General features: G+C 59.3%; 19 protein-coding genes and 1 tRNA gene. 15 read left to right on the forward strand and 5 right to left on the reverse strand.

What is annotated here, in order from left to right; genetic code table 11:
* The first annotated feature begins 17 nt into the window (after nt 1–17).
* The 12 genes from G9C82_RS17145 (at nt 18) to G9C82_RS17200 (ending at nt 11,603) form a co-directional block, all read left to right on the forward strand.
* Nucleotides 18–668 (forward strand): AIR carboxylase family protein, encoded by a 651-nt coding sequence (locus tag G9C82_RS17145; protein ID WP_004957098.1) that lies wholly within the window; start codon nt 18–20, stop codon nt 666–668.
* Nucleotides 669–824: 156 nt separating this feature from the next.
* Nucleotides 825–1,238: an NADH-quinone oxidoreductase subunit A gene (locus tag G9C82_RS17150; protein ID WP_004957100.1), complete on the forward strand. Its 414-nt coding sequence runs from the start codon at nt 825–827 to the stop codon at nt 1,236–1,238.
* The gene (locus G9C82_RS17155) at nt 1,231–1,923 is read left to right on the forward strand and encodes an NADH-quinone oxidoreductase subunit B (RefSeq protein ID WP_004957101.1); all 693 of its coding nucleotides are present in this window, start codon (nt 1,231–1,233) and stop codon (nt 1,921–1,923) included. The genes G9C82_RS17150 and G9C82_RS17155 overlap by 8 nt, the downstream gene beginning before the upstream one ends.
* A gap of 6 nt (nt 1,924–1,929) precedes the next feature.
* Nucleotides 1,930–3,612, forward strand: coding sequence for an NADH-quinone oxidoreductase subunit D (locus G9C82_RS17160; RefSeq protein ID WP_004957103.1), 1,683 nt, complete (start codon nt 1,930–1,932; stop codon nt 3,610–3,612).
* The gene (locus G9C82_RS17165) at nt 3,612–4,655 is read left to right on the forward strand and encodes a complex I subunit 1 family protein (RefSeq protein WP_004957106.1); all 1,044 of its coding nucleotides are present in this window, start codon (nt 3,612–3,614) and stop codon (nt 4,653–4,655) included. The genes G9C82_RS17160 and G9C82_RS17165 overlap by 1 nt, the downstream gene beginning before the upstream one ends.
* A 43-nt stretch (nt 4,656–4,698) precedes the next feature.
* Nucleotides 4,699–5,160 (forward strand): NADH-quinone oxidoreductase subunit I, encoded by a 462-nt coding sequence (locus tag G9C82_RS17170; RefSeq protein ID WP_004518194.1) that lies wholly within the window; start codon nt 4,699–4,701, stop codon nt 5,158–5,160.
* A gap of 292 nt (nt 5,161–5,452) precedes the next feature.
* A complete protein-coding gene (locus G9C82_RS17175) occupies nt 5,453–5,722 on the forward strand; it encodes an NADH-quinone oxidoreductase subunit J (protein WP_004518193.1) in 270 nt (89 codons plus the stop codon).
* Nucleotides 5,719–6,117 (forward strand): hypothetical protein, encoded by a 399-nt coding sequence (locus G9C82_RS17180; RefSeq protein ID WP_004957109.1) that lies wholly within the window; start codon nt 5,719–5,721, stop codon nt 6,115–6,117. The genes G9C82_RS17175 and G9C82_RS17180 overlap by 4 nt, the downstream gene beginning before the upstream one ends.
* Nucleotides 6,114–6,416, forward strand: a complete 303-nt coding sequence (nuoK, locus tag G9C82_RS17185; RefSeq protein WP_004591676.1) for an NADH-quinone oxidoreductase subunit NuoK — start codon at nt 6,114–6,116, stop codon at nt 6,414–6,416. The genes G9C82_RS17180 and nuoK overlap by 4 nt, the downstream gene beginning before the upstream one ends.
* 3 nt (nt 6,417–6,419) lie before the next feature.
* On the forward strand, nt 6,420–8,516 hold the full coding sequence (gene nuoL, locus G9C82_RS17190; protein ID WP_127014769.1) for an NADH-quinone oxidoreductase subunit L: 2,097 nt from the start codon (nt 6,420–6,422) through the stop codon (nt 8,514–8,516).
* Nucleotides 8,517–10,052: a NuoM family protein gene (locus tag G9C82_RS17195; protein WP_004957115.1), complete on the forward strand. Its 1,536-nt coding sequence runs from the start codon at nt 8,517–8,519 to the stop codon at nt 10,050–10,052.
* Nucleotides 10,053–11,603 carry an NADH-quinone oxidoreductase subunit N gene (locus G9C82_RS17200; RefSeq protein WP_127014770.1) on the forward strand — a complete coding sequence of 517 codons (1,551 nt, stop codon included), beginning with the start codon at nt 10,053–10,055 and terminating at the stop codon, nt 11,601–11,603.
* A 49-nt stretch (nt 11,604–11,652) separates the two neighbouring features.
* On the opposite strand, the gene G9C82_RS17205 is transcribed toward G9C82_RS17200, so the two are convergent.
* Nucleotides 11,653–12,600, reverse strand: coding sequence for an MBL fold metallo-hydrolase (locus tag G9C82_RS17205; RefSeq protein WP_007190796.1), 948 nt, complete (start codon nt 12,598–12,600; stop codon nt 11,653–11,655).
* 148 nt (nt 12,601–12,748) lie between these two features.
* Between G9C82_RS17205 and G9C82_RS17210 the strand changes: the two genes are divergently transcribed.
* The 3 genes from G9C82_RS17210 to G9C82_RS17220 all read left to right on the forward strand — a co-directional run bounded on the left by G9C82_RS17210 (nt 12,749) and on the right by G9C82_RS17220 (nt 13,935).
* Nucleotides 12,749–13,018, forward strand: coding sequence for a hypothetical protein (locus G9C82_RS17210; protein WP_004957121.1), 270 nt, complete (start codon nt 12,749–12,751; stop codon nt 13,016–13,018).
* 48 nt (nt 13,019–13,066) lie between these two features.
* Nucleotides 13,067–13,141: transfer RNA gene (locus G9C82_RS17215), tRNA-Val, on the forward strand.
* Between the two features lie 449 nt (nt 13,142–13,590).
* Nucleotides 13,591–13,935, forward strand: a complete 345-nt coding sequence (locus G9C82_RS17220; protein WP_127014771.1) for a hypothetical protein — start codon at nt 13,591–13,593, stop codon at nt 13,933–13,935.
* Between the two features lie 227 nt (nt 13,936–14,162).
* On the opposite strand, the gene G9C82_RS17225 is transcribed toward G9C82_RS17220, so the two are convergent.
* From G9C82_RS17225 to G9C82_RS17240, 4 genes are all read right to left on the reverse strand, one after another.
* Nucleotides 14,163–14,399 carry a hypothetical protein gene (locus G9C82_RS17225; RefSeq protein ID WP_127014772.1) on the reverse strand — a complete coding sequence of 79 codons (237 nt, stop codon included), beginning with the start codon at nt 14,397–14,399 and terminating at the stop codon, nt 14,163–14,165.
* Nucleotides 14,400–14,608: 209 nt separating this feature from the next.
* Nucleotides 14,609–17,308: a LamG-like jellyroll fold domain-containing protein gene (locus tag G9C82_RS17230; protein ID WP_127014773.1), complete on the reverse strand. Its 2,700-nt coding sequence runs from the start codon at nt 17,306–17,308 to the stop codon at nt 14,609–14,611.
* A gap of 4 nt (nt 17,309–17,312) precedes the next feature.
* On the reverse strand, nt 17,313–17,780 hold the full coding sequence (locus G9C82_RS17235) for a hypothetical protein (protein ID WP_127014774.1): 468 nt from the start codon (nt 17,778–17,780) through the stop codon (nt 17,313–17,315).
* 3 nt (nt 17,781–17,783) lie between these two features.
* Nucleotides 17,784–20,522, reverse strand: a complete 2,739-nt coding sequence (locus G9C82_RS17240; RefSeq protein ID WP_127014775.1) for a phage tail tape measure protein — start codon at nt 20,520–20,522, stop codon at nt 17,784–17,786.
* Nucleotides 20,523–20,575 lie beyond the last annotated feature (53 nt).

A 20,575-nucleotide genomic window follows, 5' to 3' on the forward strand; every position in this document is an offset into this window, starting at 1 on the left:
CCGTTCCAGTCGGTCGTATGCCCGCAGACAACGTGCAGTCGCTTATCGACCAGTTGCACGAAGAGGCCGAGATGGACCGACCGAACGACCTGACGCCCGATGTTGGCATCATCATGGGCTCCGACTCAGACCTGCCGACGATGGCCGGCGGACAGGGCAAGCGACCGGGAGCATACGCGGCGCTCGCCGACGAACTCGGCTTCGAGGAACAGACGGACTACACTGACGCGCCCGAGAGCCGCTTCACTTTCGAAACGTTCGTTTGCTCGGCCCATCGGACGCCGGACCTGATGTACGCGTACGCAGAGACGGCCGCCGACCGCGGTATCGACGTGATAATCGCTGGCGCTGGCGGTAAATCCGCTGACCTGCCGAACATGACCGCCAGCATCGCCTACCCGCTGCCAGTCATCGGTGTCCCAGTGCAGGAGAAATCCGTCGACTCGGTTATCGGGATGCCACAGGGCGCGCCGATGACGGCGGTCGACGCCGGCAAGTCGTTCAACGCCGCCCTCTCAGCGGCACAAATCCTTGCACGGCAGCACGACGAACTCCGTGACCGGCTCGTCTCGTACCACGAGGGGCTCCAGGCCGACGTTGGCGAGGCGTCGCGTGACCTCCACGAACTCGGGACGCCCGGATTCAAACGCGAGTATTGGGACGAGTGATACCCGAGGGGCGTCATACCCTGGGGGGTGTGGCCGATGCAGGTCACTTTCCATCCGAGAGCGTGTCGGTTCTTAAAGACCCGCAAGGCCGAAAAACCGAACAATGAACCCTTATATGCGAGTACTTCTAACCGAGAGACGATAGGAGATACCGGAATGAGTAATCCATGGATCGCCATCGGCGCGCTCGCGGTCGTGGCGCTAGCCATCCCACTAACGATGATGGCAGTTTCGAGCCTCTTGCGGCCCAGCGTGCCGGAACAAGGCAAACGCACCACCTACGAGTCCGGTGAAGTGCCGACTGGCAGCAGTCGACAGATCAAGTTTAATATCCAGTACTACATGGTCGCGCTGCTGTTCGTCGTCTTCGACATCGAGACCGTCTTCATCTTCCCGTGGACGGTCATCTACAGCGACGCCGCCGCTGAGCTCGGGATGACCACGGCACTGCTACCGATGGTCGTATTCATCACGATTCTCGCCATCGGACTCGGTTGGGCCTGGCGTAACGGCGCAGTTCAGTGGGTGCGCAGTCCGCGCGCCACGAAGGGGGCAGACACATATGAGTAGTGACCAAACACCACCGGCCGTCGAAGACGTATCGACACAGGAGGCCCGCATGGGTGACGGGGCTGACGACCGCTTTAACTCGACGCTACGCGAGGCGTTCGGGTCGACGCCGTTCATCCTGACCAAGTTCGACAAGTTCATGAACTGGGTCCGGGGCTCCTCGATGTTCATGCTGCAGTTCGGGATCGCCTGCTGTAGCATCGAGATGATCCACACCTACGCGATCAAACACGACCTCGACCGCTTCGGTTCAGGGGTGCCACGCGCATCCCCACGCCAGGCGGACGTTATCATCGTTCCGGGGACCATCGTCTCGAAGTTCGCGCCGCGGATGAAGCGCGTCTACGACCAGATGCCCGAGCCGAAGTTCGTCGTCTCGATGGGATCCTGTACCATTTCCGGCGGTCCGTTCCAGGAAGGGTACAACGTCATCAAGGGCGCTGAGGAGGTCATCCCGGTCGACATCCACGTCCCGGGCTGTCCGCCACGCCCCGAGGCACTCATCTACGGCGTTGCCAAGCTCCAAGAGCGCATCGCCGAGGGCGAGTCCTCGCCGGTGACGGTCAAACCCTACGAACTGGAGCAGTTCGGCGACCTCGAACAGGACGAGCTCGTGGACAAACTCGCCAGCGAAATCGACGAGGAAGACCTCGTTATGCGGTACAACTGGAACGACTCTCCCTAACTTGCCATGAGTTTAGAAAAACCATCACGCGATACGGCGCTCGATGTCGGCGTTACGGAGGACGGCCTTGATTACGACGCGCTCGCGGACCTGCTCGGTGGCCACGTCCTCGACCGTGAGGAACACGTCAACGCTGAAGGGTTCGTCATCCGTCCCGATGAGGTTCAGGAAGTCCTCTCGACGCTGAAAGAGGAAGCTGGGTTCGACCACTGCGCCTGTGTCACGGCACAGGAGTACGACGACCGGTACGAATCCATCTACCACCTGCGGAAGTACAACGACCCGACACAGGAGCTGTCGATTGTCGTCCCCTCGCCGAAAGACGACCCGCACAACGAGTCGGCCGCTCGCGTTTACGACACCGCAGACTGGCACGAGCGGGAGGCCTACGACTTGGTCGGTATCGACTACGACGACCACCCGGACCTCCGGCGCATCCTGCTGCCCGAGACCTGGCAGGGCCACCCCCTGAGCCAGGACTACAATCAGGACCAGCCACAGATCGTCTCACTGCGCGAGCACGCGAACCCACTGAAAGACGACAAACGCAGCGAGGACGACCCGGACACGATGTTCGTCAATATCGGTCCGCACCACCCGGCGACCCACGGCGTGCTCCACGTCGAGACGGTGCTTGACGGCGAGCAGATCGCCGACCTCGAACCCGATATCGGCTACCTGCACCGCTGTGAGGAGCAGATGTGCCAGCAGGGCACCTACCGCCACCAGATCATGCCGTACCCGGACCGGTGGGACTACATTTCTGCTGGGATCCTCAACGAATGGGCGTACGCGCGCGCAGCCGAGGACCTCGCGGACATCGACGTTCCCGAGTACGCGCAGGTCATCCGGACGATGTCGGCGGAGATGTGCCGGATCGCCTCGCACGAACTCGCGCTGGCGACGTTTGCGCTGGACGTGTTCGGCGACTTCACCGCTGTCTTCCAGTACGGCATCCGCGACCGCGAAATCGTCCAGAACCTGCTGGAAGACCTGACCGGCCAGCGGCTGATGTTCAACTACCTCCGGCTGGGTGGCGTTGCCTGGGACCTGCCCGAGCCCCGCGAGGAGTACTTCGAGAAGATCCGTGACTTCCTCGATGACCTCCCGCACAAGCTCGAAGAGATCCACGACCTCGTCACCGGTAACGAGATCTTCCAGATGCGGTGTGTCGACACCGGCGTCCTCTCCCCGGAGCAGGTCAAGCAGTACGGCGCGACCGGTCCCGTGGCACGCGGCTCGGGCGTCGACTACGATATCCGGCGGGACGACCCATACGGCTACTACGACGAACTCGACTGGAACGTCGTCACCGAGCAGGGCGGCGACAACTTCAGTCGCGTTCTCGTCCGCCTTCGTGAGGTCGAGGAGTCCGCCCGCATCATCGAGCAATGTGTCGACCTGCTGGAGCAGTGGCCGGAAGACGACCGCGAGATTCAGGCCAACGTCCCGCGGACGCTCCGCCCGGACCCTGACAAGGAGATCTACCGCTCCGTCGAGGGCGCGAAGGGCGAACTCGGCATCTACATCCGCTCGGATGGGACGGACAAGCCGGCCCGGTTCAAGATCCGCAGCCCGTGCTTCTCGAACCTGCAGACGCTGCCGGAGATGTCTCAGGGCGAGTACATCCCTGACATGATCGCCTCGCTCGGGAGCCTCGACATTGTCCTCGGGGAGGTGGACCGGTAATGCAGTCGGCGCCGTTACCGGAAACGCTCGCGAACCTGCTTGGGCTTGATCCCAACAGCACGGCCGTGATGATCCTGTTGAGTCTCGTTGGGGCTGGTCTCATCGGGACGCTCATGATGACGAACACGGCGCTTGCCGGTCCGTGGGCAAAGCGAAAGATTACGGCCGCGTTCACCGACCGTATCGCCGTCGACCGTATCGGCCCGTACGGGCTGTTCATTATCGTGGCTGACGCCGTTCGCCTGCTGTCGAAAGAACTCATCGTTCCCGAAGGCGTCGACCGACCGGCGTGGGACCTCGCGCCGCTGATTATCGCCAGTACCGCGCTGCTTGGTTTTGCTGTGATTCCGATGGGGAACGGCATCCATCTCGCCGACCCCGAGGTCGGACTGGCGTACGTGTTCGCCGTGGCCTCGACCACGTCGATTGGCCTCGTGATGGCCGGCTACGCATCGAACAACAAGTACTCATTCCTTGGCGGGCTGCGCGCCGTCGCGCAGAACCTCGCCTACGAGATCCCGCTCATCCTGACCGGCGCGTCGGTGGTTATCTTCGCCGGCTCGCTCCAGATGAGCGAGATCGTCGCCGCACAGCAGCAGTCGCTGATCGGCCCGCTGCCGTCGTGGTATGCGTTCGTGAACCCCTTCGCGTTCGTGCTGTTCATGATCGCAAACCTCGCGGAGGTCGGCCGGAATCCGTTCGACATCCCGGAGGCACCGACCGAGATTGTCGCTGGCTACCAGACCGAGTACTCCTCGGTGTACTTCGTCCTGATTTACCTCGGGGAGTTCATCCACATCTTCCTCGGTGGGGCGATCATCGCCACGATTTTCCTCGGTGGACCGGCCGGTCCGGTCCTACCGGGCATCGTCTGGTTCCTCATTAAGATCTGGGGCGTCTTCCTGTTCACGCAGTGGGCCCGCTCGGCGGTCCCGCGTGTCCGGATCGACCAGCTCATCGAAATCGGCTGGAAGGGAATGCTGGTGCTCTCGCTGGCGAACCTGCTGCTGACCGCGGTTATCGTCGGGGTGACCGTCCAATGACGGCCACGCGAACCGACCCACGAGCGACCGGAGGAGACCTGTCATGATTGGAATCCTGAAATCAATGGCGACGACGATGAAACACGCCCTCGACGGGGAGACGTTCACGGTGGAATACCCGGATGTCGCCCCTGAGGTGAGTCCCCGCTTCCGCGGCGTCCACAAGTGGAGCCAGGAGCGGTGTATCTGGTGCCGGCAGTGTGAAAACGTCTGCCCGAACAACACCATCCAGATCGTGATGGACGAGCAGCGCAACGGCGAGCAGTACAACCTCCACATCGGCCAGTGTATCTACTGCCGACTGTGCGAGGAAGTCTGCCCAACCGACGCGATCCTGCTGACCCAGAACTTCGAGTTCACCGCGGACACGAAAGACGAGTTCGCCTACGACAAGGAACAGCTCAAGAACGTGCCGTGGTACAAGGATATCGACCCACTGGAGTCCCGCGAACCTGACCGGGGCGCGTGGATCGGCGAGGGCGACGGCGAAGTTGACTACCAGTAATTCTTCGACGGACTTTCAGCGGGTTTCTATCAATACACCCGAAGCGACTGCGCCATTCTGCCTAGCACCGGCCTCTTCGGAATGGCCACAGCCGTTGAGAGGCCAGATTTACAGTGTCGAGTCGGGATGGAGTAACGGTATGCGCCACCGTGAATGAGGATTTTCTTACACTTTTTCGCCAGCAAGGCGGGAGTGCCCCGAAATCTGGGGGGTTATCCCGGCAAACAGTGGCTCTACTGGCGAGACGAAAGAGGAATCTTCAAAGGGACGCCGCAAAGAGTCTCCAAGTAAGATGGCACTGGCAGAGTCAATTGCGTTCGCGCTGTTCGCTATCGTAACGGTGGGCAGCGCTGCGGGCGTCGTGTTAGTCCGGGACGTCTGGCACTCGGCGCTGTTACTGGGCGTGTCCCTTATCAGCGTCGCAGTGTTTTACGTCATGAACCAGGCGGCGTTCGTCGCAACGATGCAGATCCTGGTGTATGTCGGCGGCGTCCTCATTCTCATCACCTTCGCGGTGATGCTGACCCGCGAGGACGAGTCGGTGATCGAGGTGACACCATGACCACAAAACCCGAACTACAGACGGAGGGGAGTTTCGTCGCTGGACTGGCCGCAATCGCCCTGTTCGTCGTTCTCGGTGCAGTGTTCATGGGCGTCTCGTTTCCCGCACCAGCGGGCTTTGGCGAGGGAGCGGCGATAACCAAGAGCCTCGGCGCGGCGCTGTTCGATATCGCCCCGAGCGCGATTATGGGCGAGGGTGAGACGGCCGTTCCCGGTGAAGGGTTCCTCGTCGCCTTCGAGATCATCGACATCGTGCTGGTGGCCGCGCTCGTCGGGGCCGTCATGCTTGCCCGACGCGAAGTTGCCGGCGAATCGGTAACGCTCGGCGTCGAAACCACGGACGACGACGACATGGCCGTTGCCGCTGACGGTGGCCCGGGAGGTGACGACTCGTGATTCCGGCTGAGACGTATCTCCTCCTGTCGGCGGCCATATTCTGTATCGGCCTGTTCGGCATCCTCACGCGACGGAACGCGCTCATCTTCCTGATGTCCGTCGAGCTGATGTTGAACGCTGCGAACATCAACCTCGTCGCGTTCTCGCTGCAACACGGGAACCTCACCGGCCAGGTGTTCAGCCTGTTCACGATGGCACTCGCCGCTGCAGAGGTCGCCATCGGGATTGGTATCGTCCTGGTCCTGTACCGCAACTTCACAGACGTGGACGTGACGAAGGCGACGACGATGAGGTGGTAACAGATGGCTGCATTCACATACGCTCCGGCGATTGTCCTGCTGCCGTTCGTATCGTTCCTCGTCGCGCTGTTTGCCGGCGACCGCATGCCGAAAGGCGGTGCGCTCGCAGGCATTACCGCGACGGGTGGGTCGCTCCTGCTGTCGATCTGGGTCGCGCTAACGGTGGCCGGCGGTGAGGTCCACAACGAGATACTGTACACGTGGACCGCAAGCGTCGAGTCACTCCGGCTGAACTTCGGCCTGCTACTTGACCCGCTGTCGGCGCTCATGCTGCTTATCGTCTGTCTCATCTCGTTCCTCGTCCACATCTTCTCGCTTGGATACATGAACGACGAGGGCGAGAGTGGCCTCCCGCGCTATTACGCCGGGCTCGGCCTGTTCACGGCGAGCATGCTCGGGTTCGTCGTCGCCAACAACCTCCTGATGGCGTTCATGTTCTTCGAGCTGGTGGGCCTGTGTTCGTACCTGCTCATCGGCTTCTGGTTCCGCGACGACGGCCCGCCGAGCGCCGCGAAGAAGGCGTTCCTGGTCACCCGATTCGGTGACTACTTCTTCCTTATCGGCGTCGTCGGCATCTTCGCCACCTTCGGGACCGGTCTCTTCGCCCCCATTACGCAGGGCGGCGAAGTGGTCGCCGAGAGCTTCCCGATGCTTGCCGAACACGCCATCGTCGACGGCGAGCTTGAGGGTATCGCGATGCTGGAGACGGTCGGCATGGGCCCACAGGCCTGGTTCACCGTGCTCGGCCTCCTCGTGCTTGGCGGCGTCGTCGGCAAGTCCGCGCAGTTCCCGCTGCACACGTGGCTGCCCGACGCCATGGAAGGTCCGACGCCGGTCTCGGCCCTGATTCACGCAGCGACGATGGTCGCAGCTGGTGTGTACCTCGTCGCGCGTATGTACGGCTTCTACGCGCTTTCGCCGACGGCACTGGCCGTCATCGCCCTTATCGGCGGCTTCACCGCACTGTTTGCGGCAACGATGGGCCTGGTCAAACAGGAAATCAAGCAAGTGCTCGCGTACTCCACCATCTCCCAGTACGGGTACATGATGCTCGCGCTGGGCTCGGGTGGCTACATCGCCGCCGTCTTCCACCTGACCACCCACGCCGTGTTCAAAGCGCTGCTCTTCCTCGGCGCAGGGTCGGTCATCATCGCCATGCACCACAACGAGAATATGTGGGACATGGGCGGTCTGAAAGACCGGATGCCGGTGACCTACTGGACGTTCCTCGCCGGCTCGCTCGCACTGGCCGGCATCGTTCCCTTCGCCGGCTTCTGGTCCAAGGACGAGGTGCTGTACGAGGCACTCATCCACGGCTTCGGTACTGAGGGCGGTCTCGGCACGGCCTATCTCGTCGCGTACGCGATGGGACTGCTGGCCGTGTTCTTCACCGGCTTCTACACCTTCCGGATGGTGTACCTGACCTTCCACGGTGACGCCCGCTCGGACACCGCGCGTGACCCCGAGCCCGTCCGCTGGAACGTCAAGGGCCCGCTGACGGTGCTTGGCATCCTCGCAACGACCATCGGGTTCATCAACATGGCCCCGGTCAAGAAGCTCACCGGCGCGGAGATCGACTTCCTCCACAAATGGCTGACCGGGCCGGAGGAGGGCGGCTGGCCGGCGCTCCTTTCGACAGACCTGCACCACTACGAGGAGCTGCTCCACAATGTGCCCCACGTCGACCCAGCGTATCCGCTGGGTGGTGAAACCGGGACGCTGCTGGCTTCAGCGGCTCTCTCACTCGGACTGGCACTCGCCGGTGTGTTCGTCGCCCGGAGCCTCTATGCCGGTGCCGACCCGGTCGAGCATACCGACAAGCTTGGCGGTCTGAAGACGCTACTTATGCACAACTACTATCAGGACGAATATCAGGTGTGGCTCGCGACGGGTGTCACCTACCCGCTCGCCCGTGTGATGAACAAGTTCGACCAGGGTGTCGTCGACGGTGTCGTCAACGGCATCTCCAGCGTGAGCCTGTTCGGCGGCAGCCGCATCCGACGCATCCAGTCCGGCGTCGTCAGCAACTACGCGACGCTGCTGACGCTTGGACTCGTGCTCTTGCTTGCTGCCTTCGGCATCATGGGAGGGTGGTTCTAGATGTGGGTCGCTGCACTGCTGATCGTGACCCTGCTGGGAACCGGCCTCGTGTTCCTCTCGCCTGACCGGTACGCCGGAAAGCTCGCCGCAGCCGTCAGTGCGGTGCCGGCACTTGGCAGCATCTACATGTACTGGGTGTACCTCACGCAGTACGGCGGCACGGGCAACGCGCTGCTGTCGCCCGCCGATATCGCGTTCGGCCAGCAGATCCCGTGGATCACGCTGGGTGAACTGGAAGTGTCGTACTACGTCGGCCTTGACGGCATCAGTATGCCGCTGCTCGCGCTGACGACAGTACTGACGACGCTTGCCATCGTGTCCGCGTGGACGCCAATCGACGAGCGCCAGTCCCAGTTCTACGGACTGATGCTGTTCATGGAAGTGAGCCTCATCGGCGTGTTCTCCGCGCTCGATTTCTTCCTCTGGTTCGTCTTCTGGGAGGGCGTCCTCATCCCGATGTACCTGCTCATCGGTGTCTGGGGCGGCCCGCGCCGGAAGTACGCCGCGATCAAGTTCTTCGTCTACACGAACGTGGCGTCGCTGGTCATGTTCGCGGGCCTGTTCGCGCTCGTGTTCAGCACCGACCTCACGTCGCTGTCCCTGCCCGCGATGGCCGAGGCGTTCCGCACCGCGAGCGGGCTGCCGACCATCGCCGGCGTGAACCTGATGACCATCTCCTTTATCCTGATGTTCTTCGGGTTCGCGGTGAAGGTGCCCGTATTCCCGCTGCACACGTGGCTGCCCGACGCTCACGTGGAGGCCCCGACGCCGGTGTCGGTCATGCTGGCCGGTGTCCTGCTGAAGATGGGGACCTACGCGCTGCTGCGGTTCAACTTCACGATGCTCGCTGACACGGCGCGCCAGCTCGCGGTTCCGCTGGCGATTATCGGCGTTGTCAGCGTCATCTACGGCGCGATGCTCGCGCTGGCACAGCGCGACCTCAAGCGCATCGTCGCCTACTCGTCGATTTCGTCGATGGGCTACGTCATCTTGGGTCTAGTCGCGTTCACGCCCTACGGCATGGGCGGGGCGACCTTCCAGATGATCGCCCACGGCCTCATTTCGGGGCTGATGTTCATGTCTGTCGGTGTCATCTACAACACGACGCACACGCGCATGGTCGGCGACATGTCCGGTCTCGCTGACCGTATGCCCTGGACGGTCGGCATCTTCGTCGCCGCCGCCTTCGGATACATGGGCCTGCCGCTGATGGCTGGCTTCGCCGGGGAGTACTTCATCTTCCAGGGCTCGTTCAACGCGCCGACGCTCGGTGGGGCTGCACCGGTGCTGACCTCGCTGGCGATGTTCGGCATCGTCATCGTGGCCGGCTACCTGCTGTGGGCCATGCAGCGCACGCTGTTTGGTGGTTTCAATCTGGAAACAGACTACGAGGTCAGCCCGGCCGCGTTCCACGATGTCGCACCGCTGGCCGTGTTGCTCCTGCTGGTCATCGCACTCGGTGTCGCGCCGGACCTCTCCTTTGGTATGATACAGGACTCGATTTCACCGGTTCTCGATATCGGAGGTGGTGCATAGATGGTCGCACTCCCTGACTGGATGGCGCTCGCCCCAGCGCTCTCGCTGGCCCTCGCCTCTCTGGTGTTGTTGCTAGCGGACTCGATTGATCCGGACTCAACGAACACGGGACTGCTGGCCGGTATCTCGGTGCTCGGCTCCCTGCTTTCCTTCGGGTTCGCCGGGTGGTTCATCACCGCCGGGACTGGGATGGCAGACAACACTGGCGTCGCGCTGTTCAACAGCCAGCTCGTCGTCGACCAGATGGCCCTGTTCTTCATGGCCATCGTCGGCAGCGTCACGACCCTGGTCGTGCTCGCGAGCTACGACTACATCACCGAACACAGCTACCAGGCCGAGTTCTTCGCGCTGGTCCTGCTGTCCGCGACTGGGATGAGCCTCCTCAGTGCGGCCAACAGCCTAGCAACGGCCTTCGTCGCACTCGAGCTGGTGTCGCTACCGTCCTACGCGCTCGTCGCCTTCCTCAAGGAGAACAAGGGCAGCGTCGAGGCGGGACTGAAGTACTTCCTCATCGGCGCGGTGTCTTCGGCGGTGCTGGCCTACGGCATCTCGCTGGTGTACGCTGCAACGGGCGTGCTTCGGTTTGACGGCGTCGCAACCGCTATCTCCAGTGGCACGATCCAGACCATCTCCGAGGGGTCGATACAGGCCCAGTCCGGTGACCCTGCCGTCCCGATGGCTATCCTCGGCGTCGGTATCCTGATGATTATCGGCGGCGTCGCGTTCAAGACCGCCTCCGTGCCGTTCCACTTCTGGGCCCCCGAGGCATACGAGGGCGCACCAGCGCCGATCTCGGCGTTCCTCTCCTCGGCGTCGAAGGCCGCCGGCTTCGTGCTGGCGTTCCGCGCGTTCGCCGTTGCGTTCCCCATCGGTGACCTGCTCGCCGCTGGCGGGGCGATCAACTGGGTGATGGCGTTCCAGATCCTCGCTATCGCGACGATGTTCATCGGGAACTTCGCCGCCGCGACCCAAGAGACGGTCAAGCGGATGCTGGCCTACTCCAGCGTCGGTCACGCCGGGTACGTCCTCATCGGACTCGCCGCCGTGTCTGGTTCCGGTGAGGGCCTGAGTCTCAGCCTGAGCGCTGGGATGTCTCACCTGCTCGTCTACGGCTTCATGAACACGGGCGCGTTCCTGTTCATTGCGCTGGCCGAGTACTGGGGCGTCGGCCGCCGCTTCGAGGACTACAACGGCCTCGGCAAGGAAGCGCCGGTCGCCTGCGCGGCGATGACGGTGTTCCTGTTCAGCCTCGCCGGCCTGCCGATCGGCGGCGGGTTCTTCTCGAAGTTCTACCTGTTCTCGGCGACGCTCAACGTCGGCGCGTGGTCACTGGCCGCCGCGCTCATCATCAACAGTGCGCTCAGCCTGTTCTACTACTCTCGCGTCGTCAAGGCGATGTGGATCGAGGAACCGACCGGCAGCCGGACCATTGAGTCGTACCCGATGGGGCTGTACACCGCCGTGGTGGGTGCCGCCATCGTGACGGTGCTACTCATTCCTGGGTTCAACCGCGTCTCCGAAATCGCGTTCCAGGCCGCGCAGTTGCTGTAACGGACCGACTTCCGTTCCGTTTCTCCCGTTCGTTCAGTGCGGCAGCGGCTTACGCTGATTCGTACACGAAGACGCCGCCGCTCTCGCGTTTTTCCACACGGTCAGTGACTTCGAGTACGTCCAAGTGGCCGACAGCCTCGCTCATCCCGGCGAAGTACTCTGTGGCCGGGAGGTCGCCGAACAGCGCGGTCATCACGTCGCTCGGCGTCGTCGCTCCGCCAGAGACGATGTCGGCGACCTCCGCGGTGCGCTGGTCGTGTTCCGCGAGGATGTCGTCGATGCGTTCCGGCGGTGATTCGACGGGCTCGCGGTGGCCGGTGAGAAAGCGGTCGTGACCCTGCTCGCGGAGCCATCGTAGCGAGTCGTTAAATGCCGGTAACACCTTCGGGCGCGTCCCCCTCTCGTCGGGCACCTGCAGGAACGGATTGGGCGTGATGTCACCCAGCACGTTGTCGCCGACAACCGCTTCGCGGCGGCCCTGAAAGTCATATGAGAAGATTATTTCGCCCGCAGAGTGGCCCTGAACGGTGTCGACCGTAAGTTCTGTATCGTCGACGGTGACGGTATCACCGGCCGCGAGCGCGCGGTCGGTGTCGACGCTCTGAGCGTAGGGCAGGAAGGCTTCCGGTAGCTGGGTGACAGTTTCAGCAGTCTCGCGTGAGACACCGCAGCGCTCGAAGAAATCCGCGAAGTAGGACTGCTCAGTGTGCAGTTGCGCCGCAAAATCGCCCATGATTTCTGCTCCCGGTTCGCTGGCGAGGACACGCGCCCCTCGCTCGGCAAACCGGTTCGCCATGCCGAAATGGTCCGGGTGCGGGTGTGTGACAAGTACCTGCTCGATGTCATCCGGCGACAGCTCGCGTGCTTCAAGCGCCTCGACCAGACGCGACCACGCTTCCTCGCTGTCGGGGCCCGGATCGACGATAGTTCGTCGCGCGATGTATGCATTGACTGGCCCGACCTGAAACGGCGTCGGAATCGACACCCGTGTGAACATATCTCCTCGTTGCAGGTGGTGGCGCAAAACAGTTCGTACCCGTGCGACACGTTTACCATCGTGGCCGCTCGTCGTCCCTCGGTTACCCGTAGTTCCTCATTGTTTTCCGGGCACAAAAGATATATTCGTCCTTCTCGTAGGGTCAGATATGAACAAACACTTCGAAGACGCACGATACTACCTGAAGCGCGCCGGCAAAACCGCAACCAAGGGCGTCAAAGAGGAACTCGAACCGGTCGAGGAACGGTTCCGAGAACTCACTGGGAAGGAAGTAGAGCCGGAACCCAGCCGACTGGAGGCCGTCAAGGCCGACCTGAAGGAACTGCAGGGAAAAGCAGAGGGGGAAGCCGAGGAAGCAATCGCTGACGCCCGCGAAAAGATCAGCGAGTACCGCGGTACGGAAGAGCAGGAAGCGTAGTCGGAAAGCAATTCTTAAGGGATGCGCTCGAATAGAATTGAGTGCACTGGGTTGGTGATCTAGTTCGGTTATGATACCTCCTTCACACGGAGGAAGTCGGCGGTTCGAATCCGCCCCAACCCATAAGACTTCTTACCATTTCCGAGTGAGAGCATAGCCGACGTAGCGTCGGTATACCTCGGGTTTGGGCGTTAAGTTCTCGGAACATTGATATGGGATTCGACCAGGTTGCTGCACACAGGTGCTGCCGTCGCGTGGTATCTGCGATTGATTGCGCGTGGTAATTAAACCCAACGTTGGTGCCAACCAATAATTTTCTCAGACAAGAGGCAGACTGCTGTTCAGCTCAATGACTTCTCGTCCGACAGTTTGACTGGATACGTAGCAGACGTCAGGCGAGTCCACTCAGCATCCGCATTCACACGGAGGTGAGGTAAAAAAGGGTGCTTCCATACGTTCGTTTTCTATCCGATGGTTTGGAAATTTGAGTAACAAGAATTTAGAAAAGATAACGATATATGTTAACATAGTATATGCGTTGCTCATTTAAATACCACAACCCATGAAATATTGTGGAGAACGAAACCAAATCATACGGCATAGAGCTCGAATGTTGGGGTACCTGTAATCACGATGATTGCGACGAGGTACTTCCAATGGACATGGATGCAATCGCTATCAATAGTTCGAATGTATTCTGCTCACCAGCATGTGCCCGAGACTTCCTGGACTCAACGACGGAAGAAGTCGAGTACATCATTCTACACGATTCCCAGAGAGTGTTAGATGCTGCAGTCTTCAGTCATCATACCGATGACGGCGATATCTTAATGTTTGTAGACGGAATCGAGGAAGCCCGAATAACTGTCGATGAAATTGGGGAGAATTTCCCTCACGAATTCCGCCCTAAGCCGTAGCTAACGGGTAACGAATCTACGCTGCGACAGTACCGGACTATAATTAGTGGCGGGGTACCACCCCCCACCTCGTGTGAAACACGTCAGTGTGAGACAAACACCGAGACTATCAGAGAATATTGGTACCCTCGTTCTACCCGACCACGAGCAGGATCATCGGGCCTACATCGTTTACCCCACGTAGTAGAATACGTTCAAATGTGTGGGGTAAACACTCCGTACCGATTTCACTCGATATCGTCTCGCTCGAACTCCAAGGCCTCCTCGTCGTCCAGATGTAGGATAAGCTCGTCGAGCCTATCGACGACTTCCTCGTGATGGACGTCGGCGTTCTCCTCCAACTCATCCATCTTATCGTTCAGGGACGACAGCTTGCCCTGGATGTCACCCGCGAAGCCCTCGTCTGTCGTATCCTTCGAGTTACCGAATGCCCAGGCGAAGAGCGTCTTCACTCGTTTCTCCATGGTGGAGAGTCGTTCCTCTAACTCGTCGTGATCTGAACCAGTAGCTTGGATTGAACCTCTCAGGCTGTTGTAGATGATCCCGAGAAGCGCAAAGATAGCGCCGAACACAATCGTGATCAACGCTGCCCAAATAGCAGGCGGAAATAGAAATTCCATAGAAGTGCGACCAATCTAAATAATTGTAGTTCAATCCAAGCTGCTGTTAGGCTCTACAGATTCCGTCGGTTACTCTTCACATCGTTTCGCGTCTTTACGAGCTCGGTGTCGACACGTCCCGAAATGTCGAACTTCAACGAGAGATTGCCGTCAGTCCCGAGCGAGTACTGGATCTCCTCCAGACGTCCGTAGGAGGCCTCGTAGGTGGCACCAGTGATGGGTGCGCTTTCAACGGTGTACTGTGTTCCACTGTCGACGATCGCGCTCGTGGTGTCCGACCGATCGTCGAAGCGAAGGTAGTACGGAAGATTGCTTAGATCGGCAGTCGTGCTCGTTGCCAGATCTTCGTAGGCATACTGATCGATCTGGGACGGCGTTCGTTCCTCGTAGAAGAAGCGAACATCGTCGATCCCACCATCGAATGGGTTGGCCTTGTCCGAGTCGACGCCGATGTTGTACCGATCAACCGATTCTTCAAGATCGACAGTCGTGTACCCATCTGGATTCATCTCGTCCTTGAGTTGGCCATCGATGAAGACATCAATCTCACCCGTCTCCCCGAATATGACTGAGAGACGCTGCGTCTCTTCGTTGTCAACGACTTCGGGTTTGGAACGAGCTCGGTATGGATCCGAGGCCTCGGGGGTTCCAAATCCAACGCCGACGCTGCCGTCGCCATAGAGCAGGATGAAATCGTTGTCCCCAGCATTACTGGAGTCATCCTCGGAGCCAATGATGCCGACATAGTCGTTTGCTCCCATCTCATCCAGGTTTCTGGGATAGATGAGTACCTCGAAGGTGAACCTGTCAGCCACCTCTACCCCTGGATTCTCTGCGTTGACTTCGACGTAGTCGGGCGCACCGTCGGAGCCTCGGAAGTTCAACGCGTTCGTCCCGATTCGGCCACCGTACCGGAAGGCATCGCTCCAGGTTGACACAGGATACGTGTAGCCGACATCAATCTGCTTTGGGACGACATCCATCGATCCGGACTCATCCTTCTCATTGATCTTCTCTCGAAGCAGCACATCGGCTCGAGAGTCAACCTCTGACTGTGTCACAATCTCAGGATTCTTTTCGTACTTGTGGACGGTTCGATCCAGCACGTCGATCTCGTCTTGATCCGAGACAGTTGCCTCGTTGTACGTCCCATCGGACTTCGTCTTCCCCTGAACGGTTACTTTGTTCGCGTACTCTGTGTAGTCGAGTTTCCGCTGCTCTTTCTTGATACGCCAGAAGGGTTCTTCCTCGACCGTGTTCTGCGGGAAGGACTCGACGACGTCATTCTCGTAGTCCGTGAGCGCGAATCGGTACGTACCCCGTTCGTGAATTGATTTCAGAATATCAAACTTCGTGCCATTGAACTCGGCGTCGTCGATCGTGGAGAATTTGGACTCGTCGGGTGCGGAGATCTCAACCACCGAAACGTGGTGTCCGATCGTCTCGCCAGACTGAGTTTGAACGTCGGGGTATTCCCCATTGAATATGAGTCGAATCGAGAAGTCTGTCCCCGTCCCATCCGAGAACTGGAAGTCGAAGTAGTGCTCGTTCGACACCCCGACATGGGTATGTGTCTGGCTCACAACCTCGCCTGTGTCCTTGTTCTTCATCTCGACGGTGAATTCTGGAAGTTTCTCCTCCGTCGTGATTACAGCGCCGAACCGATCGGTGGCAGACGATGGGACAATGTCGGGGCCATACCCGTCGTCCGTTTCACCGTCGACGCGGACATCGTCTGGGTACCACTCAGGCCCGGTGTAGACGCCATCAGCATTGGTTGAACCCGGAAGGGTGTACGTGCCGTACGTCTCGTCTGTAAGCGTCTCAGCGTCGATGTCGATCCACTCTCCGGATCCCAACCCCGACACCTCGATCCGAACAACGGAGGCTTCGTCGAGTTGACTCGGGGCACTGTTCACCGCCGACAGACGGCTGTCGTTGAGGATGTCAACCCATTGGTGGGAGAGTGACGTCGAGGAGAGGCTCCAGGTACGAACGTGCGTCCCTTCGATATAGAAGTCGAGCGTCGCGTCCGAAACACTGGACGACTGGAGTCGGACGTTCCACGCGTAGTTGTCGTTATGATACCTGGCGTTCGTGTCCATATCGTAGTCCAGGTACGTCCCACCACTGCCGTCGAATCTAACAGCCGTCTCCTTCGAGTAAGACGTATCAGACGTGTCACTCCCGTCCGTCGCAATCGTCGAGGCCGACGTTGAGACGTCCTCGGTGAAATTGACGGGTTCGGGGTATACCTGGCTGTTCGTGATATTGTAGTGAGAGTACGTGACAGGATCATCCGCGCCACCGTCGAACGAGAACCGCCGTTTGAGATCAGCATTCGAGCCGTCTTCGGCATCGAACAAATCCCGGTTTGGAGGTAACACGGAGGCGTCGAAGCTCGTGTAGTTCGCCCAGTAGTCTTGGAGGGCATCGAAGACAGTCGTGTTCGAATAGGGTGCCGTGTCGGCCTGGTACTCGAGCTCAACGAGTATTCCCCGACCGCTGAGTTTCGTCGACGAACTATCGAAGCTGGATTCAATAGATTCCAGAATTCCTTTGAAGATGACGTCGCCCTCGTAGTAGACGTAGATGGACGTCATCAGTTCGTCATCAAGGCCCTTCGTGTAGGGAATCGACGCGTCCCATGTCCCGACAGACGTGGGGTTCTCACTGATATTCAGATCAGTCAGTTCGTCGTAGACAATGGCAGCGCTATCACTTCGCTCGCCACCGATAGAAAGCTCATACATAGCCTTAGAGTTCCGCCTTCAGATCGTTCTCGATGTCAGTACGGGTGTTGTACTCAGAGGCCTCGGCCAGGATATAGCACGACAGCGTCAGTCGTTCGCCTCCACCGACGAACTTCGTCCCATCCTCACCTCCGGTGACAACCGCCCAGTAGCTTCCAACGTCGCCCACGTCGGAGCCCGGAACGAGTTTCACCAGCGTCGAGGTGAACGAGCTATATGGGTGGATACGCTCGCGATACCAGGGTTTGCCACGAATGTCAGCCCCAGTGTCGATCGTCGAATCGCCTGCGTAGCGAGCAAACTCGCGAAGATCGTTATAGTGAGAAACGTGATTCGATATTTCCTGTCCGAAAAAGAATGTCAGAGAAAACTCATCCCCGATACGGAACAACGGGAGGGAGTCACCCTCGACTCCCGACGCCGTTAGGTTCCCAAAGTCCGCAGTCTCGATAGTCCAAGTTACATCAGTCATAGATTAGAGCCGATTGAGTCTGTTTTGCTTGTCCGCCTCGTTCTCCTCGACCACGAGCTCGGCCTTCTCTCGAATAATATCGGCGAGCACACCGTCACCCTCGACACGGAGGCGAGCCGTCATCGAACTCGAATCCGAGCTCGTTCCCGTCGACAGTGGTGCCTCGGTGGCTGTCGCAGTCCCCGCTTCGTAGGCTGTATCCAGGTACGAGTTCAGTCTGTCGAGGGGGACGACAGCCTCCTGTCCTGCCTCCCCAATCTGGGCGATCGTCGCAGAGTCAACGATGCCACCGTCTGCCAGCTGAGGCAGATCGAGTGACTGGCCACCGATATCTTCACTCGGGATATCAAGATCGCCCCCACCGATTCGTTCTCCTGCAATCGTCGTCGATGGAAGATCAACATCACCGCCTCCGATCGTAATTTCTGGGATCGAAAGCGTGTCCGGGATTGCGTTATTGAAGATGTCTTTGAAGTCCTCGACGACACTTCGGATCTTCCCCAGAATTCTTTCTCCCAGCGTGTCCATCGTGTTCAGGACAGAACGCTTCAGCGTGTCGAAGATACCCAGTACGGCGTCTTTCACCTTATTGAAGGCCTTCTTGTAGGTGAGGAAGACGCGCTTGAGTACCTTCTTGATACCCGTCAGGAAGTTCGTCCTGATGAATTTGAGAATCTGATTGAACGTCTTCGGGACGATCGAATTTCCAATCAGGAAGTTGTAGATGCGTTCGAAGGGAGCCTTCACTGCCTTCCAGATCAGACTCATGACGACTTTCAGTCCCGTCAGGAAGGACGTCTTCATGAAATCCAGAATCTCATTGAATGTCTTCGGGACGATTGAGTTCCCAATTAGGAAGTTGTAGATGCGTTCGAAGGGAGCCTTGATCGCCTTCCAGATCAGACTCATGACGGCCTTCAGCCCCGACAGGAAGGACGTCTTCATAAACGTCAGAATCTTGTTGAACGTCCTCTCAGCGAATTCCTTGATGTAGGTGAACGCCTGACTCCAGTCGCCTCGGATCAGTGCCAGAACCACCTTGATGGCGGTGAAGATGGCATCCATCGTGGTTCCGACATAGAGGATTAGGAAGTCGAAAATCGTCTTCGTGATCGTCATGATCTCGTCGCCGTACTTGCTCCAGAAGGCGCTGATCTTGTTCCCGACCACTGTGATGTACTTCAGAAGGAAGTCCATCGTCTTCGACGTCTCAGAGGCAATGTCCGAGAAATTCTGTTTCCAGATCTTCCGGAGTCGCTTGATAAGTGGGATCGTGTAGTTCTGGACGACGAATTTGACGATAGCGAGAACCTTGTCGAGTGCCACCTGGAACTTGGCTCGCATCGCAGACACCGTCTGCATCACCGAGTTCGCCTCGTTCCTGTTCTTCGCGAACGTCTGCTTGATCATCTTGAACGTGTTCATCACGACGTCGCGAATGCCAGCGAAGTTCGTATTCCAGGCCTTGTAGAGCGCGTACCCGGCAGCTGCTACGGCTCCAACGATGGCGATAATCGGGAGCAACGTCCCGGTGATACTGACTCCCAATGTCGCGATAACACCTGCGAGCCCACCGAGAACAGCCGTCAGGGCAATAATAACGGCTGGCATCCCATTCAGCTGCTTATTGAAGTGAGCGAAGTCCTTGACGAGAGGCATCACCTTCTCGAGGGCGTCCGTCAGGACAGGGAGAATCTGATTCCCCATTACGATGGCCACGTTTCGGAGCTGATTCTTCAGCAGCTTGAGTTGGGCATTGAACGTGTCCGTAGATGCATCGAACTCCTTCTGCAGCGATGTTCCCTCCTCATAGGCCTTGTTCGAGTCCTCGAGGGCTTGCCTCGTTCCGTCGATGTTCTGGGCCATTCCCGACAGGGCCTGGCGTGATGTCGTCGACAGAGCGTTTTTGAGAGCATTGGCCTGATCGCCTCCCTCCTTCATGGCTTCGGCCATCTGAAGCATGAGCTCGTTCGGGGACTCCTCCCGCATCGTCTGGAATTCCGCCTGCGTCATTCCGAGCGCACTGGATAGATCCCCGACCTTCTTTGGGGACATCATCTCCTGACTGAGTCGACGCATCCGAGTCCCGGCCCGCCGTGAGGACTCACTGACTTCGTTCATCGCAGCCGACATGCCAGCAATCTCCGTCTGACTCATACCCATCTGACTGAGAGCACCAGACGAGCGCATCATCGAATCGACGATCTCCTGGGAACTCGTCGCATAGTTATTCGAGAGAGAGTTGATCGCGGAACCCAGGTTCTCGACTTCCGAAATCGGTGTATTCGTTAGCTCCGACAGCTTGGCGAGTGATTCCCCAGCCTCGTTGGCCGAGAGATTCGTCGCCTCAGACATCTTCGCAACCGAACGGGTGAAGTTCTCGATGTTCTTCGGGCCCTCGATCCCGAATCGGCCTGCGTCGGCTGCAAGGCCAGCCAGCTTGTTCTGCGCCATCGGAATCTCCGTCGCCATCTCACGGATCGACTCCGACATCTGCTCGGCTGTCTCCGGATCCGTTACCTTCTCGACTTCTACCATCGCCTGTTCGAAATCAGCAGCAGCCTGGGCTGCCTTCCCAAGCGCAGCAACACCTGCTCCGGCCAGAACAGCACTTGCTCCCGCCACCGCAGACTTGACTTCACCTGCAGACTCTGCTACTCCGTCGAAGGCCTCAGAGGCACCTTCGTCGGACGCAGTAATTTCGACTGCGAGTTCCTGATCTCCGCTTGGGGTTAATGACATATATATGAAAAGTAAGAAAACGTCAGAACCGCACTACTGCTGCTGATTCAATT

The sequence above is a fragment of the Haloarcula sp. R1-2 genome, from assembly GCF_011627385.1.
GTDB lineage: Archaea > Halobacteriota > Halobacteria > Halobacteriales > Haloarculaceae > Haloarcula > Haloarcula marismortui.